Below are 17,291 nucleotides of genomic sequence, written 5' to 3'. Positions count from 1 at the left end.
CGGTTTTGAGAGGCAGAGGGTTCTTTTTTTGAAAATTATTGACAATTCTAATATAATATAGTATAAATATCATCTAGCAAACAAAAACAGAACATTGACAATCAGTAAGCAATCACTCGCACTATTCACGGGAGGGATGCCGAAATGCGCGAGAGAAAGTTGTTTTTGGCGTTGTGCGCTGCCGCGTTAGGGACTGTTTCCGTGTTCGGGTGCGGTTTTGACCCCAATATGGGTGTTCCGGATGATGACCCATCGCACACCGGGGAGACCATGGTCCCTCCGGTTCGTACGGTGTGGGATCGTGATACGGCCGGTGTAAGCGCGCCTTTGGTTGAGCGCGCCGCGCCAGCGGCGGAATCAGCCTTGCCTGTGCACGGCGGCGTTGAGGTTCCTGGGTGGAACACGCCCAACGGCACGTACCATGAGGTGGTGTATTTGGACATCTCGGCTTCGCTTTCAGAGGAGGAACGTGACGAGGCCGCGGCAATTGTCCGCGACCGGATTCTTGCCGTGTCCGGCGCGAACAAAGTAACCGTGCGCCTGGTGGGTACGAGCTATGTGCCCTGGCCAACGGCAGCCTCGGACTCGGGGCGCGCAGTACTTGCCGCAATGGTAAAGGACTACCTGACCAGGCACGCTTTCGGGAAAGCCGAAACCGCGTACACCAACTACGCGCTCCCGCTCCTGACTGACATGGAGAACGGGTTCATTGAGTTGAAAGAGTCCGGAATCCGGTTCCACGCGACCATTGTGGGAGACGGCTGGAATGATGAGCCTGCCGGCCAGGATTCGTGGTTTTTCCAGGAAGCGCTCCAGGAGTGCATGTCCCGCGTTCCGCAGGAACGCAAAGGCATGTTCTCGGTGGAGCTTGTGTCTGTGAACACACGCGATATGGAGTACCCAGGGGAGGTGCACCTGCGCAGCTTGTTCGGGAATGCGGATTTCCCGGTGTACCCGGCCGGATCCTGGGCTGATGTGCGCAAGCGGTTTGAGGCCATTGACCGGGAGCTGAACGGCTCCTACTCATGGGCAAATCTTAACGAGCCGGCCCGGATTTTGGTTTCCGGCCTTGGAGAGATGTACTTGGCCGGAGTGTATGAGCTTTTGCTGGATGCGCCAACGCGGGCATCCGGCGAGCTTTTTACTGCGGTTCTAGTTGCAGATTCCGAGAACTCAAGCGATGCCGCACATGTGCTCGGGTTCTGGAAGATCCGCGGTTCCGAAAGCGAGCCAATCCCGTTTTCCGAGGGACTCGTGATTCCGGACAAGGCAGAAGTTGAGGTCTTTGTCGCATTCAACGAAGAGTCGCCGCCTCCCGGGGACGTGCTCTGGCCGCTCTCACGGCCAGTCCCGTGCAAGGTGAAGCTCGTGCCGCATGGGAGCGTGAGCCTTACGGAGCGTGGGAACCGGCCTGCCATTCTCGCGGAGCGGCGGGCATGGCTGTACCGGGATTGGATTCCGGACAAGCTCCTCGGCATTGCCGCGATCCTTGTGTTCGCTGTTGCGATGCTTTTCGTGGCTGCTCGGCGCATGCGGGCCTGGAGCGAGCATACTGTTACCAGCCGAGCGCTGCCGCAGGATACCAGCGGTGTTGTGGGGCACATTGCCTGCAATGGCCAAGTGAGGCCGATCAGGAGCACGTGGTTTGAGGTGAGGAACATCGCCGTCGTTCCGACTCCGAACGGCATCTACATCGGCCCGCGCGTTCCATGCAGCATGTTCCCGCTTTCCGGGAGTGCGGCGGGCATAGACAGGGTTCCGATGCAGCCCGGGAAGATGTACCCCCTGGTTGCCCAGTCAGTCCAGATCCTGGATGCAGTGAATCAGGCATACCAGGTGGATGGGGCAGTAGTGCCCAGTGTTGCGGCAGATAGCGCCGTCATCCAACCAACAGTTCAAGAACTATCAACCGAGGAGGTTTACATCTGATGGCAGACACAATCGTTGCGGCCGCAGTGGACGAAAGTCCGGGTGCGGGCGCGCCAGAGCGCCATGAGCCGGTTGTTGCCGCGGAGCCCGCCAACGAGGCGGCCGACACCCGGTACAGAAGGCACGTGATGCAGTTCTGCGGCGGCGCGGGCAGCTTGGTCGGTGTGCAGGTGGACCAAATGCTGCGGTTAAACCCGCGCCGCAGCCGGCAGGTACGGATCGGAGCAGTAGACGCCTGCCTCAACAATAACAAGCTGTTATCCCGGACTCGGCGCTCGCCCTGGCTTAGGGAGTACGTCCTGGGCAGGTCGGTCACCAACTTTACTGCCGTGTTTGGGCAGCATGAGAGGGAGTGGGAGCGTGATCTGCCGCTTCAGTTCCTCCAGTCCCGGCACGGGCTTCCGGGGTGCAACCTAGGGCGTTCGGGCGTGGACAAGCAGCCCGTGATTGCGGCTGCGCTGAACGCCATGGAGCGCCAGCACGTGACCCAGTGGCTCGCATTTGTGGATGCCTCGTTTGACTCCGCGGACCGGTCGCTCGCGTCAGCTGATCGCGAGGTCAGCTACGTGGCCGGAACCGGGGGGACGGGCCTCGCATCCGCGATCATGCACGCGGCGTGGAGGTGGCAGATGAACCCCGGGCTGATCCAGCGCCTCATTGTCTTGGGGCCGGAGCTGTACCCGATCACCGGGGATCCCCAGCGCGACCGCAGGCACAAGATCATCATGGCTGCGGCAGCGCGCATCTGGGACCGGTTGGTGCTCCTGGGCACGGATCCAGACCATCCCCACTTCGGCGGTTTGCTTCCGGGGTTTTCCGAGGATGTGGAGCCCGGCTGCCTGGGCCAGATCATTCTGGTGGAAGGCAAGAACGACAAGGACCAGGCGCTCTCGTTTGAGGACGCCCAGCGGATGGTTGCTGACTACCTGTACTATTTGTCCCAGGTTCCGGAACTGGCATCGTTCCTCGCGGTTGAGCTGCACGAGGACATGGCCAAGGCGGTTCCGGCTGCCATGCGCATGCCGTTCGTGTGGAGCTCTATCGCGCTGCACGTGTGCGAGCTCTGGCGCGAGTTGCCGCGGATCGCGGCGCTCGGCAAGCGCGCGGCAGTGCTTGGCCGCATGCGCGAGGGGAATCCGGGTTCGGAGCCGGCCGCGCTCGCGGCTCCGATTACGCAAGCCGGCGCCCGGCGGACCATAGAGCAGTGGGAACAGCGGGTGATGCGCTCGGCTAACGAGGGCGCGTCCCTGGCGCCGGTCTTTGACCAGATCAAGCTTCGGGAGGATCTGATCCACGATCCCGCGGCAACCGGTTTGGCAACGGTCGCTGCAATCCGGTCCATCCCCGAGTTCGTGGATGCCCAATTGCCGGAAGCAGAAGTGTTTCGGATTGCGGGCGACCGCATCACAGATCTGCGAACGCGGGTCCGCAATGCGCTTCCGAATATGGGAGTGCTCCGCGTTCTGGATGCGCTTGTTGCGGCTCGGGTGTCCCTTGACTCGCGAGAGGGAACCGAGCAGAGGCCCGTGGACCACTTCCTGTCCGCGGACAGATCTGCCGCGATCAGCGCCGGCTCGGCTGTTGTGGACGCGAAGTCTTCCCATGCTGTGGCCGAGGCCTTGCAACCGGGATGGTTTCGGGCGCTCTTCAATATACCATCCCCGGCTATCGCTTCCGCGCGCGCGAAAGCCGACAAGGACCTGAATGATGCAGTATCATCCATGGTCCAAGGGATCAGCACCATTGCGGGAGCCGTGCTCCGGCATATGCTCACCGCCAAAATGGCTGCGCTCCGCGGCCTGGTGTGTGCGGAGCTGGACGCGCAGATTGCGCTCTTTACGGCGGCGCGCGATGATCTCGCCGCGGAAGTTGGCCGCGCGCGCGATGAGGTGGAGAAAGCGCTCGTGCAGGGCCGCGCCGAGAAGTCGGCGGTTCGGCTTTCGCTGTTCCCGGACGACCAGGCGCTTGCGGCTTCGCTGGTTGTGGATGAGGGCGCGGTTGCATCTGCCTTTGCGTCCATGTTCTCCTGGGATTCGCCGGACGCGCTTGCGCGCACGGATTGCCCGTTTGAGGATATCATCGGCGTGCCGGACGGTATTTCCGTATCGTTTGAGGATCTCTTCACCAGGCACCCGGACGCGCGGCAGTTCATCGCAGACCACCTGCGGGAGTCCGAGCCGTTCATCCGCATCGACGAGCAGGGTCTGCAGGAACTTGAGGGCCCGACCCGGCGCACGGTGCTGGTGTGCCCCCGATCGCTCGCCGGATTCGTTGAAACGCTCCGGTTCAGCAGGGGCGAGGTGCGCGTATTCTACGCGGATGTTCCCGCTGTGTTCGTGTTCAAGCAGGTGGACACCCTGCCGAGCTCGGCAATCGCAAGTTTGTGCGAGGACGATGCCGTGCTTGAGGAAGCCATCAACGCTGAAGCCCGGGAGCGGAGGGACGACACCAACCGGAGCGGATTCACCGAGACTCTGACCGTGTTCCCCCTGGGCCGGTACCGGCACGCCCCGCGGATCGCGGATGAGGAGACCGCGCGCTGGCACCGGCGCGCGGCTGCAGCGCTCCTTTTGAATCCGGGTATCGCGGAATACAATCCCGCGCATCCGGATGCGGCATGGGCGCGGCTCTCGTTCGTAACCGAGAAGGGAGTCCGGGTTGCGATCCTTGGCCCGGATGAGCCCATGCACCCCGAGTGCCCGCTGTTCCAGGATGCCCGGGGGGTGTGGCACGTTAGGTTCATCAATCACCTGGGAGGTTTTGAGGAACGGAGCCTTCGGGCAAAGAAGTTGGCATACGCCCTGGACCTAGTGTCCCGGCACAAGCGGTACCAGGCTGCGCACGAATCCTGGATAGAGAGGTGCGCGAAGGCAGGCGGCCTGGAGTGCGGGGAGGCCTCAAACCTCGCGGTGCAGGCGTTCGCCAACTGGTGCGCGTACGCCCATGATGTAGTTATGAACACTGCCGAAGGCGGCGCGGAAGCGGTCAGGATCCGGAGCATGTTCAAGGAAACCATTCCGACCGCGGACATGGTCTGCATCCTGGCGGCGCAGTTCTTCCAGCCGGATGAGTGGTTCCTGGACTTCGGAGTCACCTACCCGAACCAGGTCATGCACCCGGCCCGCGGCGCAGCTGTCGGCGGCCCGTAACTCACCGACACCTCAACATACACCAACATCAACAACGCCCCCGCAGAAAGGAGGCATCGCTCTTCAGTACGTAGTCCTTTGTACGGACCCTCTCAAGATTTCGGCCAGCGCGCTGGAGTCTTGGGAGGGTTCTTTTTATATCCACCGATGCCGCTTGAACCAGTAGAGCATAAAGAGCATGCCCGAGAGCATGATTGCGATGACCCGCCAGAACCCGCCCATGCTTTCCACAAACGGCATGCCGCCGGTGGTGTTCATGCCGAAGATTGCGGCGAGGAGCGTTAAGGGAAACACAACCAACGAGAGCATGGTGAGCGTCTTCATGATGTCGTTTAAGCGGAACGAAATCAAGGATTCGTTGGTCTGCTGGAGCGCGCCAATGGTTGCCATATGGTTCTCCATCTGCACCCACAGGTCTTTTGAGAGGTTTCTGATGTTCCTGAACTGCGCTTCCGTGGCGCGGTCCAGGGCTTTGGCGCCCACGTACTCTTTGGCGTGCTCCTGCATTTCTTCAATTACGTCTTTCTGGCCGCCCAGGGATTTGCGCACGGCCACGATGTTGCGCTTGATGGCGAGGATTGAGCCCACGAGCTCGCGTTCGCGGCCCGTGAAGAGAATTTTGTCTATGGCGTCTATGTCCCAGGAGAAGTGGTCAAGCATGGGGTAGAGCGAAAGATCAAGGGTTTCTATCATGTCCAGCGTGAACTTGAGCGGGTTCGCGCGGCTGTACTTTTCCCGAAACCGCGGCTCCGCCTCCATGCGCTGGCTTATGTCCCGCAGGGCCTGGATTTCATTTTTATGCACCGTGACTACCGCGTTCTTCATCAGAAACAGGTCCAACTCGCTCGTGGTGACCACACTGGTCTTGCGCTCGTGCACCGGATAGGGGAGCACGATAAAGAGGTACGCGGGGTTCAGGTCAAGCTTGGGCCGCAGCGGGGGGCTTGCCACCACCTGCAAGTCAGCGGATTCAAAGCCAAACTTATCCCGCAGATACCGGATCTCCTGTTCCCCGTTGTCAGTCACGTTGTGCCAGGTGAATGCGCTGAATTCAGTTTTGTGCACGTTGTTCATCATAGCGCATCGGACGCGCCCGCCCCAGGTTCGGCCTGGCTCGGGGGCTCGGGGGCGGGAATGGTGACCGTCTTAAACGGGTCAGCAATGGGTCCGGCCGCTTGAGGCGCTATTTTGTACTTATGGATTGCGGACACGCTGTTCCAGAGCTTCAGGTCAATGTTCTCCAGGGCCACCTCCTGCTTGAGCACGATTACTTGTTTTGCCTGGACAATGGTCTGGTAAAAGTCGCGGTACAAAAACACCAACACGCTCGCGAGCAAGAGCGCGATTACAGTAATCACCCCAAGCCGCACCGCGTGGAGCTTGTCCAAATCGCCGGGGGCCGCGGTTGTGTTTCGTTTGTGCAAAAAAGGGAGATTCATGCGGGTATCATTGAATGGACGGAATCCTCCAGTACGTGGCGGCTCCAATGGTCATGGCCGCGTGCCTGCTCGCGCCGGGCTCGTTCTCGCGCGCGCTTGTGGTCATTTCGGAAATGTTCGTGTAGTAGGGCAGTGACTCCAAGCGCCCGACAAAGCGCACCAGCTGTTCCCAATCGCCCCGCGCCGTAAGCGTGAATCCGAGTTCCGAGAAGCGCTGGTCCGGCACGCGCTTTGCATCCCCGATTGCGAGGTCAAGCTCAACCCCCGCCTCTTCGGCAACGCGTTCCACGGCCGTGATGTAGGCGAGCTCTTCGCGTTCAGCGAGCATGACCTCATCCAGGAACCCGATCTCCTGTTTGATTGATTCATAGTTCTGCTGCACCGCCTTCTGCAATTGCCCCTGGGTGTAGAGTTTTTCCAGCCTCATGCGCTCCTCCAGGACTTGCTGGTTGATGACCTTGATTTCGCGGTACGAGGGGAATATGATGAGCGCTGCGAGCGCCACCAGGAGCAGGGCGAACGCAATGGTTGATATCATGAATCGGTTTTTCAGAAGTCCTCGCATAGGCTATTCGGCCGGGGGATTATGGTAAATGTTGTCCAAAAGCACCGCATTGAACCGGAAGCTGATGTTTTCGCGCTCAAGGAAATTCTCAAGCGGTGAATCCAGTGAAACCACGCCGGGCAGGGATTTGAGGGCGTCCTGCGCGCGAACCAGCGCCTCGCGGTTTTGGGCAGTTCCGGTCACGCGCAAGGTGTTTGCATCCGTGTTTACGTGCAAAAAGTCAATGGTGACGCCGTTTCCCAGGAGTACCGCCACATCCGAGAGCAGATCGCTGTATTTCACGAAATTGGCCTGGACCTGGGCAGTGTCCGAAAGCGCGCGGTTGATGCGCTGGACTTCCTTGTGCAAGCTGGAGTGCCGCACCGAAACCAGCGACGTGTCGTCTTTCAGCTGGTTTGCGTAGTCTACCAGGATAAAGCGGGCGAGGATGAGGAGGATGCTGTTTGCGGCAAGCGCCACCACGAGTATCCCGACAATGGTGTGCACAAAGTAGAACATGCGCTCGCGCGCCAGCACGAGCTTGTGCGCTTCCGGAATTAAGTTGAGGTAGGGTTGGCGCATGTCAGATGAGCTGTGTCAAAGCCAAGCCGATTGCCGTGGTGTGCGAGAGCCCGAGCCCCGCTTCTTCCCCGCCTGCCACGTGCAGAACGGGGTTGCCGTGGGCAATGGCAATGCCGGGCATGGTATCCGAGAGCGTGCCCAAAAATCCGGGCATGGCCGCCCCGCCCCCGCACAAGAGAATGCCCGCAACCGGTTGAGTCCCCGGAAAGTGCTCCCCGTAGAACATGCAGTTTTTTTGTATAGCGCTTGTGAGGGAGAGCGCCATAGGGGCAAGGATTTTAGCCACGGTTCCCTCTCCTAATCCTGGATCCAGGCCCATGGTGCGCTTGGCGTTCTCGGCTTCTTCGTAGGAAATAGATAATTTGGACGCGATTGCTTCGGTCGCATCTTCGCCGGATGAGGGGATGCTCACCGTGAACTGGATTGAGCCCCGGTCGTACAGTATAAAGCTTGAGCGCGTGGCGCCGATGTCCACAATGGCGAGCGGCCCCTGCAGGGGCGCGTTCCGGTCAACCAGCGCCCGCACGATTGCCTGGGCCTCCACCTGCAAGGAGAGGGGAATGAGCCCGCATGCCCGTAGCGCGTTGGTGTAGGAGTCTGACGTTTGCTTGGGAATGGCCCCGGCGAGCACGCGGAGGCCGCCTTGATCCGTGGTTCCCACCACGGTCCAGTCAATGTACGCGTCATCAATATCCAGCGGAACGTGGCTCGGCAGTTCCTCCCGCACCCGCGCGCCGAGCTCCGGCCCCGAAACATCCGAAAACTCAAGGAGCTTGATGAAGGTGTGGGTTTCCGGCAAACAGGCGTGCACGTAGCGGGTTTTGATTTTTTTCGGGGCGCATGATGCAAGCAGGGCGCGCAGGGACGCGCACAGCTTGTCCGGCGCAACCAATGTTCCCTTCTCAAACACGCCCTTGGGCACCTCGCAAGAGCCGTGCGTGCGCACCCGGATGTTTTTGCCGCGGCCCGCAAGGTGCACGGCTTTGAGGGACCGGTCGCCTATGTCCAGCCCGAATGCGTCAAATGTATCTGTGAGAATGTCCATAGTATCAGGTGTTCGGCGATGTAAATTTTTTTACTCCGAAGGGTCGCTTCGCTCCATCATTCTCGCAAAAAAATTTACATCGCCTGCACACCTTCATTCGTATGATACCATACTTAGTACTCTTCCTCCCAATGGTCCGTGATAATGACCTGCGAGAACAAGGGCTCTCCGAGCGCGTCGCTCACCGCGGCCTGGTCAAAGGTCACGGTCAGGGGCTGCCAGGCAACCAGGACCTCAACGTTCTGCGCCACAATGCCGCCGGCAACGTCCAGCGTGACGTTCTGGGTCATGCCGTCCAGCACGCGCAGCCGCGAGCCCGCGTAGATGAGGCCCGCGACGTCTATGTCCGAGCTGTATCCCCCGATGTCTATGTCATTCTTGGCAATGAGGCCCGAGGGCTCGCCCGGTGTTTTATTCACGATCACGCGGGCCGGGTCCTGCTGGGACGAGTAGCCGTTTCCGATCTTGATGGATCCGTCCGCCACGAGTATTCCGTTGATGGTGAGGGCGGTGCCTTTTTTGATTTCCGCGTTGCCGGTCACATACGTGATGCCCTCAAGAGTCAAAACCGGAAAATCGCGCAAGAGCTGGTTCCACTCTCCGGTATTGTAGGTCTGGTTTGCCCGTGATTTGAACGAGCTTGGGTCGCTTGAGTCAAAATCAATCTGCGGCATGTCTATGTATCCGGGAATGGGCGGATTGCCCTGGTCATACACGCCGGTTGCAGAAAGGTCCGAGGTAATGCTTACGTCAATCGTGCCGGCTGACAAGGCGTCCCCATCCGTTGTCCAGGAGCTGAACAAATTCAAGTCAATCTCGCTTCCCGCATAAAAATCACCTCCGATTGCGGAAACGTTTGAGCCGGCTCCGTAGAGTTCGCCTTTCGCGTACACGGCAATGCCCGCGGTCGGGGTGTCGTTTAAGGCCTTAAACGCGTTCGCGCGCACCACGCGCTGGGTTTGCGTGTCGCGCACGGACACGGTTGAGGTTGCGGTAATCACGGCATTCGCGAGCCCGCTGTTCTCTATGCTCACGGCGTACGAGGCTCCGGGAATGAGCGCGTCAGTGCGCGTAAAAGACGTGCTCCACGAAGGGTTTGTCTCAAAGTTCGTTTTGTACGCCGCGTCATTGGAAAGCTTCCAGCGCGCGTCCACAATCCCTGCTTCGGCCAGGTAGTATGCCTGGGGCGCGGTATCAACGATTGAGGCGACTTTCACCTCCTGTGTTACCGAGGACACGTAAAAGCCGACTATCACCATCATGGTTGAGAGCACGAACAGGGAAGCTATCAAGAGGAAGCCTTTTTGTTTGGTGTTAGAGGTTTCTTCCATAGAGCGTGGTGCGCGTGGCGTGCGTGACTGCGTTTTTTTCAAGCTCAAGCTCAACGTATATCGGGTTCTGGCCGTAGAATAGCATGCTGTTCACATACTGGCCCACCACATTGTCTTCAATAATATTCACCACCGGCGGATTGCCGAGCTCGTCTTCCGCGTTGTACGGCACCAAAATCTCCGGCTCTTCCATAAAGTAGTACTGCACGGTTTGGCGGCCCACATTTGCGCCGTCCAGGTAATAGCGGATATATTGCAGAGTCCCTGCGTGCCCGTCTTCCATCTGCAGTTCGGATACAGGAGGATTCCCCGGGTCATCGGCGTCCGGCGGAAGGGGAGATGCGAGGCTCTGCGTTTCGCGGACGTCGCGGGTGATGCGCTCTATCACGCTGCGGGAAGTCTGGGTCAACTCTGCCCGGGCCTGGCCGAGAGAGAGGGACTTGGTTGAGAGGCTGTAGATGGAAAACAGCAAGCCCAAGAGCGTCACGCCAATGGTCATGGCGATGAGGGTTTCAAACAGCGTAAATCCGCCCTGTGATTTCATGTTATTTGCTCCGTAACGTTACGAGCGAAGTGGTGCTGGTGCCGGCTCCCGAAGGCCGGGGCCAGGAAATGGTGATGCTGATGCGCTTGAGATCCAGGTCGGTTTGGCTGGTTGCGAGGTTTTGGTCCACATAGGCCACGGTGGTGGTGCGGGTAAAGATGTAGAATGGGCTCGTGATGTCCGCGTCCGCAGCCACGCCGCTCTCAAGCGTACCAATCGCAATGTCCTCATACGCAAGCGCCTGGAACGATTCCATCTTTTCCTGCGCCAAGTGGTTTGCTATGGCCTCCATTTCCAAAGAGCGCTCGGTTCTGGTTGCGAGCGGAAACGCCTGGAGCAAGCCCAGGATGCCGATTGAGAGCACGGCCATGCTGATGAGCACTTCAACTAATGTTATGCCTCTGTTGTCGCGCGCGCGTTTCATGTTATTTGGTTTCTATGTACCCCGAAGGGTTGATGGATACGGTGCGCTGGTCGCTGTTTGAATTTTGGAGCGCCACGTCCCCGGATTCGCGCGCAGCCCCTGCTTTGTTGAATTGGGCCGTATCATTTTCAAACGCCGCAATGCTTGCGAACCATACTTCATTGGGCAGGGTGTAGGCGCCAATCACCGTGCCGGCTCCCTCCAGGCTTACGAGCTCGTACCGGCCCTGTTCCCGGAAAAATCTGACCCCGTACGCCTGCTGTTCCGCGATGGTGCGCGAACGCGCTTCCTCCAGGGCCTCGTGCAGCTGCCGTGTTTCCGTGTACAGCTTAATGTTGGGCTGGTACGCGCGGATAAAGCCCGCGCTTATTGAAGCGAGCACACCCATGATTGCAATCACCGCCAAAAGTTCAATCAGCGTGAGCGCCTTAAACTTATTTTTGAATTTTTGCATTAAATGGCGCCCCCTGCAAACCCTTTGGCTCTACACAGCATTTGCTAAAGAGAACATGGGCATGATGACCGCGATTGCCATGCCTCCCACGGCCCCCCCGAGGATTAATATCATAATCGGTTCAATGATGGTGGGCAGGGATTCCATGGTCTGCTTGACGTCTTCCTCGTAGAACTCCGCGAGCTGTATCAGGATATTCCCGATTTCCCCGGTTTCCTCGCCCACCTGTATCATCTGCTGGGCAACCGGGGGGTAGAGCTTGCTGAAATTGCCAAGCTCCGAGGAGATTGTTTTGCCCTTTTCCACCTCGCCGGCAACCGCCGCCAAGGACAGGCGGTAGTGAATGTTTGATACCACGCCGCCGGTTAATTTCAACGAATCAACAACCGGCATGTCCGTTGCCATCAAAGACCCCAGGGTGCGCGCGATTTTGGCGAGATTGATTTTGACCGCGATTTTTGAAATCACGGGCATGCGCAAAATCATTGAGTGCCATATGCGCTGGCCCGGCCCTTTCCGGGTCGCGTATATCAACGCCCCAACCGAGAGGACAAACGCGGGCCCGTAAATGAGGATGTGCTCATTCAGCGCAGTGCTTACGGTAATCAGGATTTGGGTGGGCAAGGGCAGTTCCGCATTCACCTCCTTAAAGATGCCGAGCAGTTTTGGAATCACGAACACCAGCATGCCCGCGCCGATCAGGATCATTGCCACCATCACCACCACCGGGTACATCATGGCGCCTTTTACTTTGGCGCGCAATTCGTGCGAGCGCTTGAGCTGGTTGGTGAGCTCTTTCAATACGCGCTCCAGCTGGCCGGATTTCTCCCCGGCGCGTATCATGTTTACGAATATCGGGGGAAATATGCTGGTGTACGCTTCCATGGCAGTCGCGATGGGCTGGCCTTTTTCCACGGAGCGCGTAATCACAGCCAGAGCGCGTTGGAACTTGGGGTTGGATGACTGCAGGGTCAAGGTCCGCAGGGCGCGCGAAGCGGAGAGGCCGCTCTTTAACATCACTCCCAAATTCTGGGTAAAGAATATTTTTTCTTCTTCCTTGACCGCGCGCGCGAAATCAGTCCACTTGTCAAACTTGGCGTTGATTCCCTGGGGATTTAAAATCTTTTGCTCAAGCGCTTCAAAAGCTCCGGTGGACGTTCCGGAATTCTGCTCAATCTTCTTGTGCGCGCCGGTTTTCAAGGGCGCATTTTCAGTGGTTGTTTGTTCTTCCATCAGCTTACTCTTTAGTGACCCTCAACACTTCCTCAATGCTCGTAATGCCCTGCTTGGCTTTCAAGAACCCGTCTTCCAGGATGGTGATCATGCCTGCTTTGCGCGCTTCGTCATGGATCTCTTGGGAAGTGGCCCCGCTTGACACCAGGTGCTTCATGGAATCGGTCATGGGCAGGACTTCGTAAATCCCGATTCTGCCCTTGTAGCCTTGTCCCCCGCATTTGTTGCAGCCCTTGCCCTTAAAGAACAGGATGGCCCCGACGTCTTCGGCGCCCGTTTGGTCTCCCTCTGCCTTGGACACGAGCGCCATGAGTGTTGCCAGGTTAATGCCGTGGTCCTTTTCCAGCCTCTTCACCTCATCAGCAGTCATGGTGTAGCTGGTGAGGCAGTGCTTGCAGAGCTTGCGCACCAACCGCTGGGCCATGATCACGTTTACGGTGGTTGAAACCAGGAACGGCTCAATACCCATGTCAACCAAGCGGGGGAGCGTGGTGGGCGCGTCATTGGTGTGCAAGGTGGAGAGCACCAAATGCCCGGTCATGGCCGCGTTCACGGCAATGTTCGCGGTCTCCGAGTCGCGAATCTCGCCGACCATGATGATGTTTGGGTCCTGCCGCAACAGTGCGCGAAGCCCGCGCGCGAACGTGAATTCAATCTTGGGGTTTACCTGGGACTGGTTGATGCGGGGCATGCGGTACTCAATGGGGTCCTCAATGGTTGAGATGTTCACCTTCGGGGTATTCAAAATGTGCATCATGGTGTACAAGGTGGTCGTCTTGCCGGAGCCGGTTGGCCCGGTCACGAGAATCATGCCGTGCGGCTTTGCAATGTTCTGCTTTACGAGTTCCAGGGCCTGGTCATTCAACCCGAGCGCGGGCAAATCAAGCATTTTCTTTCCCTCATCCAGCAAGCGCATCACCACCTTTTCCCCGTCAAACACCGGGATGATGGACACGCGGAACGATATTTTGTAGTCTTTGGTTTCAATCTTAAACCTGCCGTCCTGGGGGAGCCGGTGCTCGTCAAGCTTTAAGTTGGAGAGGATTTTGATGCGCGCCACAATCCCGTCCGCGAGCGCGCGCGGCAGATTCATGACCTCGCGCAGGATTCCGTCAATCCTGAACCGGATGAGCAGGTTGATTTCGCCGGGCTCTATGTGGATGTCCGAGGCCCCTTCAAAAATTGCGTACTCAAGCAAAGTGTCCACCACGCGGATCACGGGCACGTCCCGGGCCAGGTTTTCCAAGTCCTTGGGTTTGCCGTTTTCATCCTTCTCCGGCAGTTCCGCGCCCACTCCGATTCCGCCGGTTTTTTTGTTGATGCCCGCAAGCTCGGTTTCCAGGCTCTGGTGGTAGGCTTTGGCAGCCTCGGCAATGGCGCTCGGGGTCGCGATGTGCACTTTTACGGGCAGGCTCGTTTTGCGCTGGATGAACTCAATGGTCTGCACGTCATCCGGGTCAATCATGGCAACCGAAATGTCCTTATCCGTCTTCGCGAACGCGATGATGTGGTAGGTGGTGGCAATGGGCTCGGGTATCAAAAACAGGACATCCTTATCAATGGCCTGGTCCTTGAGGTTCACAAACGGCGCCTGGTGCGTGGTTGCGACCGCGCTGTAGAGGATGTCTTCGGTCACGACCCCTGCCTGGAGCAGGTAGTCATCCAGCTGAAGATTCTTCTTTTCCGCCTCTTCCTGGTACTTGGCAACTTCGCTTGCCTCAAGGAGATTGTTTTGTTCCAGTATTTCTTTTGTTTTTTTATCGGAGAGCATTTTATTTTACTTTCGCGTTCCCCCTCCTTTTATTTTAAGGAGGGGGCAAGGGGGTGGTGATATTTTTGCCTGTGTGTATTATACCAGAAAGTGATGATTTGATACAAGGGGATGATAGGGAGTGGCGCGGACGCTTCAAGCGGCCGCGATTAATTCCCCCTCCTTTACCAAGGAGGGGGCGAGGGGGTGGTTGGGGGATGGTAAATCGGCTCATATCCGGGCCGCGATCGGCTCAAATGGTGTAAATGAGCCGATCGGCTGTTTTGGGATGAGCCGTCTGCCCACCGAGGAGGCGGGAGTTTTGGGTTGATTTTTAGGCTGGAAAATGATAGATTGACAGCAACAATACGAGATGAATATGTTGTATAAACATAAATTTTTTAGTTTAGATACTAATAGCAGGCAAGTTTTTGATGAACATAATAAGGAGTTACGCTTAACCGGCAACGCTTACCGCGTGCTTGTTTTTTTATGCGCAAATAAGCAAGGTACAGTAACGGATATTGGCGATTTTTTGGATAGGGAAAAGGATTACTCCGAAGACCATATTAGGCAATATCGTTATAAGATAAATACGATTATTGGCCATGATGTCGTGGTTTATAAAAATGGCATATATTTGTTAGGCGGTGATGTTTCTAGTGTAGAAAAGACAGAAGAAAATGGCCGTAATACGGATTTATTACACTCAAATAAGATAAAATCAGAGCAAAATCATATGGCGCATGTTCATTCCAAACTTGAATTCTACCGATGGCCCGCCATAGTAAGCTCAATAGTGCTGTTTCTGTCAGTATTTCCGATGCCGTATGGTTTTTATACTATTACCAAGATTATTGTGACTGCCTCGTCTATTTACTACGCCTACTACTTATACCGGGCATTGCGGAAAAAAGGATTTTGGTTTTGGTGCTTTGTAGCTGTTGCTATTCTGTTTAATCCAATCATGCCTATTTATTTGTATAACAAGACGTTGTGGGGTGCGATTGATTTTGTGGTTATAGGTTTGTTTGTGATATTTATTTTTAAGCAAAAGAAATAGTACACATTGTGCGTGTTTGGGGTAGCAAGTAGTTAGGCGAAATAATGAAAAGTTTTAGTATTTCTTTCCACTAATGGTTTTAGAAATAATCATAAAAGGTATCTTTAGATTATGGACGAGCTTATCAAACAATATAAAAACAACCATGACTTGGTTTACCATACTTGGTTTGTAAATAGCGAAGAGAGACTGAAAGCTTTTCGTTCTGTAAGAAGAGGTGTAATTCAGGTAATTGACGACATAAAAAATGGGCATTTCCCAAACGACTTTAAGGGCAGTTCACTGGAGTTTGTTCTTAATTGCATTACTGAACAAAAAGAAGTATTTGAAGGGGCGGCTCATCCATTTTATTGGAAACCGAAATTAAGAATACCGGATATCTATGAAAATCAGGAAAATAAAAAATATTTCGGTCAATTTTTAGAAAATTGTTTAAATACCTCAAACAAAGAAACAATCATATCGGAAATCATAAAACTGAATGAAAAAAATATTAAAGGGCTTGGACCTGCAGTTGGTAGTATTTTATATTTTCTGCATCCAACAATTATTCCGCCATGCAATACGGCAATCGTAAAAGGTTTTAATACTTTATTTCGTGAAAAAATCAAATTGGGTTCTTGGAAAGAATACTTAAAAATGAGAGAGATAATAATTCAAAAAAATAATGAATTTCTAAGGCATTTTTCAAATGATTTAGGTGCATTTGCGGGATTTTTATTCGAAATAGGGGCAAACAATATTTTAGTGGATAAAGGAGCGTCACTTTCAGAAAAAGATCGGGAAAAAATATTGGCACAACTTCATAAACGCCATTCAAAAGTTGAGAATGAAAAACACGAAGATGAATTGCATACAGAGATGCAATATCAATTACTTAAGATCGGCCACGCACTCGGATATGACGTAATTGCCGCCGCAAATGATCGTTCAAAGACCTATCGGGATAATAAATTTTCTTTCATCAGCTTAAATAAGTTTCCCGAGTTAGATGTAAACCAAGATATATTCAAGACTATTTGTTTGATTGATGTTGTTTGGTTTGTAAAAGGCACGAATATAATTGTGTGCGCTTTTGAAGTAGAAAAAAGCACATCAATTTATTCAGGTATTTTGCGGCTTGCTGATTTATCACTGTCATTGCCATTACATAGTTCAAAACTTTACATTGCGATACCGGATGAAAGAGAAAAAGATATTAAAATCCAACTCAGCAGACCATCGGTCAAAGAAAAGGGATTGGACATACGATACATCTTATCGTCAGATCTTAGTGGAAACTGCGATGCGATGTGCAGATTCGGAAATGACCATAAAATTATGGAAAAAATAGCAAGAAAATAATTGCACTAGAAATTAAAACTTTTTTCATTACATCGTACAACGGCGTGTATGCGGTTCCGCTTCACTCCACCCGTATTGCTCATACAGCATCATATGCCGAAACGTTAGGCCATATATCCTTATAACAACCATAAAATTTTATGAAGAAGATCGTTGTTTTAAGTATTTTATCTATTATATTAAGCGGATGTACATCTTCTTCAGATAATGTTCGTAATGCAAAAAGTCAATCCGCGAGCGCGCCGACACAGAATATTTCAGACCAAAATCAACAAGCTGAAGGCGCAAGTGTTTCAAATGAATCAGCCGTAGATGACGATGCTATTGAACCAGTTGAAGGACATAATGACACGGATAAAAATGCAACCAGCACAGATGAAGTATTATATGATGTTGTGAGAGTAGTTGACGGGGATACGATTGCTGTTGACATGGACGGCTCAAGCGAAACTATACGCCT

15 protein-coding genes are annotated in these 17,291 nt (G+C 55.0%); 4 read left to right on the top strand and 11 right to left on the bottom strand.

Annotated elements, in window-relative coordinates; all coding sequences use genetic code 11:
- Window positions 1-144 precede the first annotated feature (144 nt).
- A complete protein-coding gene (locus HYT31_02895; GenBank protein ID MBI2050729.1) occupies window positions 145-1,929 on the top strand; it encodes a hypothetical protein in 1,785 nt (594 codons plus the stop codon).
- Window positions 1,929-5,078, top strand: coding sequence for a hypothetical protein (locus HYT31_02890; protein ID MBI2050728.1), 3,150 nt, complete (start codon window positions 1,929-1,931; stop codon window positions 5,076-5,078). The genes HYT31_02895 and HYT31_02890 overlap by 1 nt, the downstream gene beginning before the upstream one ends.
- Before the next feature lie 135 nt (window positions 5,079-5,213).
- Here HYT31_02890 and HYT31_02885 read toward each other — a convergent pair whose 3' ends face one another.
- The 11 genes from HYT31_02885 to tadA all read right to left on the bottom strand — a co-directional run bounded on the left by HYT31_02885 (window position 5,214) and on the right by tadA (window position 14,445).
- The gene (locus tag HYT31_02885) at window positions 5,214-6,155 is read right to left on the bottom strand and encodes a magnesium transporter CorA family protein (protein MBI2050727.1); all 942 of its coding nucleotides are present in this window, start codon (window positions 6,153-6,155) and stop codon (window positions 5,214-5,216) included.
- The gene (locus tag HYT31_02880; GenBank protein MBI2050726.1) at window positions 6,152-6,517 is read right to left on the bottom strand and encodes a hypothetical protein; all 366 of its coding nucleotides are present in this window, start codon (window positions 6,515-6,517) and stop codon (window positions 6,152-6,154) included. The genes HYT31_02885 and HYT31_02880 overlap by 4 nt, the downstream gene beginning before the upstream one ends.
- A 7-nt stretch (window positions 6,518-6,524) precedes the next feature.
- Window positions 6,525-7,082 carry a type 4a pilus biogenesis protein PilO gene (pilO, locus tag HYT31_02875; protein ID MBI2050725.1) on the bottom strand — a complete coding sequence of 186 codons (558 nt, stop codon included), beginning with the start codon at window positions 7,080-7,082 and terminating at the stop codon, window positions 6,525-6,527.
- Between the two features lie 3 nt (window positions 7,083-7,085).
- Complete coding sequence (locus tag HYT31_02870) at window positions 7,086-7,643, bottom strand: hypothetical protein (GenBank protein MBI2050724.1); 558 nt, start codon at window positions 7,641-7,643, stop codon at window positions 7,086-7,088.
- Window position 7,644: 1 nt separating this feature from the next.
- Complete coding sequence (pilM, locus tag HYT31_02865) at window positions 7,645-8,688, bottom strand: pilus assembly protein PilM (GenBank protein ID MBI2050723.1); 1,044 nt, start codon at window positions 8,686-8,688, stop codon at window positions 7,645-7,647.
- 113 nt (window positions 8,689-8,801) lie between these two features.
- The gene (locus tag HYT31_02860) at window positions 8,802-10,019 is read right to left on the bottom strand and encodes a hypothetical protein (protein MBI2050722.1); all 1,218 of its coding nucleotides are present in this window, start codon (window positions 10,017-10,019) and stop codon (window positions 8,802-8,804) included.
- Complete coding sequence (locus HYT31_02855; GenBank protein ID MBI2050721.1) at window positions 10,003-10,563, bottom strand: prepilin-type N-terminal cleavage/methylation domain-containing protein; 561 nt, start codon at window positions 10,561-10,563, stop codon at window positions 10,003-10,005. The genes HYT31_02860 and HYT31_02855 overlap by 17 nt, the downstream gene beginning before the upstream one ends.
- A gap of 1 nt (window position 10,564) precedes the next feature.
- Complete coding sequence (locus HYT31_02850) at window positions 10,565-10,987, bottom strand: prepilin-type N-terminal cleavage/methylation domain-containing protein (GenBank protein MBI2050720.1); 423 nt, start codon at window positions 10,985-10,987, stop codon at window positions 10,565-10,567.
- A gap of 1 nt (window position 10,988) precedes the next feature.
- Entirely contained in the window at window positions 10,989-11,441 is a 453-nt protein-coding gene (locus HYT31_02845; GenBank protein MBI2050719.1) for a GspH/FimT family pseudopilin, read from the bottom strand.
- Window positions 11,442-11,471: 30 nt separating this feature from the next.
- Window positions 11,472-12,674 (bottom strand): type II secretion system F family protein, encoded by a 1,203-nt coding sequence (locus tag HYT31_02840; GenBank protein MBI2050718.1) that lies wholly within the window; start codon window positions 12,672-12,674, stop codon window positions 11,472-11,474.
- 4 nt (window positions 12,675-12,678) lie between these two features.
- Window positions 12,679-14,445, bottom strand: a complete 1,767-nt coding sequence (gene tadA / locus HYT31_02835; GenBank protein MBI2050717.1) for a Flp pilus assembly complex ATPase component TadA — start codon at window positions 14,443-14,445, stop codon at window positions 12,679-12,681.
- A 358-nt stretch (window positions 14,446-14,803) separates the two neighbouring features.
- Between tadA and HYT31_02830 the strand changes: the two genes are divergently transcribed.
- Both HYT31_02830 and HYT31_02825 read left to right on the top strand, forming a co-directional pair.
- On the top strand, window positions 14,804-15,487 hold the full coding sequence (locus tag HYT31_02830) for a hypothetical protein (GenBank protein MBI2050716.1): 684 nt from the start codon (window positions 14,804-14,806) through the stop codon (window positions 15,485-15,487).
- Between the two features lie 111 nt (window positions 15,488-15,598).
- Entirely contained in the window at window positions 15,599-16,831 is a 1,233-nt protein-coding gene (locus HYT31_02825) for a hypothetical protein (GenBank protein ID MBI2050715.1), read from the top strand.
- Window positions 16,832-17,291 lie beyond the last annotated feature (460 nt).

The organism is Parcubacteria group bacterium (assembly GCA_016181765.1).
Taxonomy (GTDB): domain Bacteria; phylum Patescibacteriota; class Patescibacteriia; order UBA2169; family UBA2169; genus CG10-46-32.
This window is presented reverse-complemented; position numbering and strand designations above follow the sequence as displayed.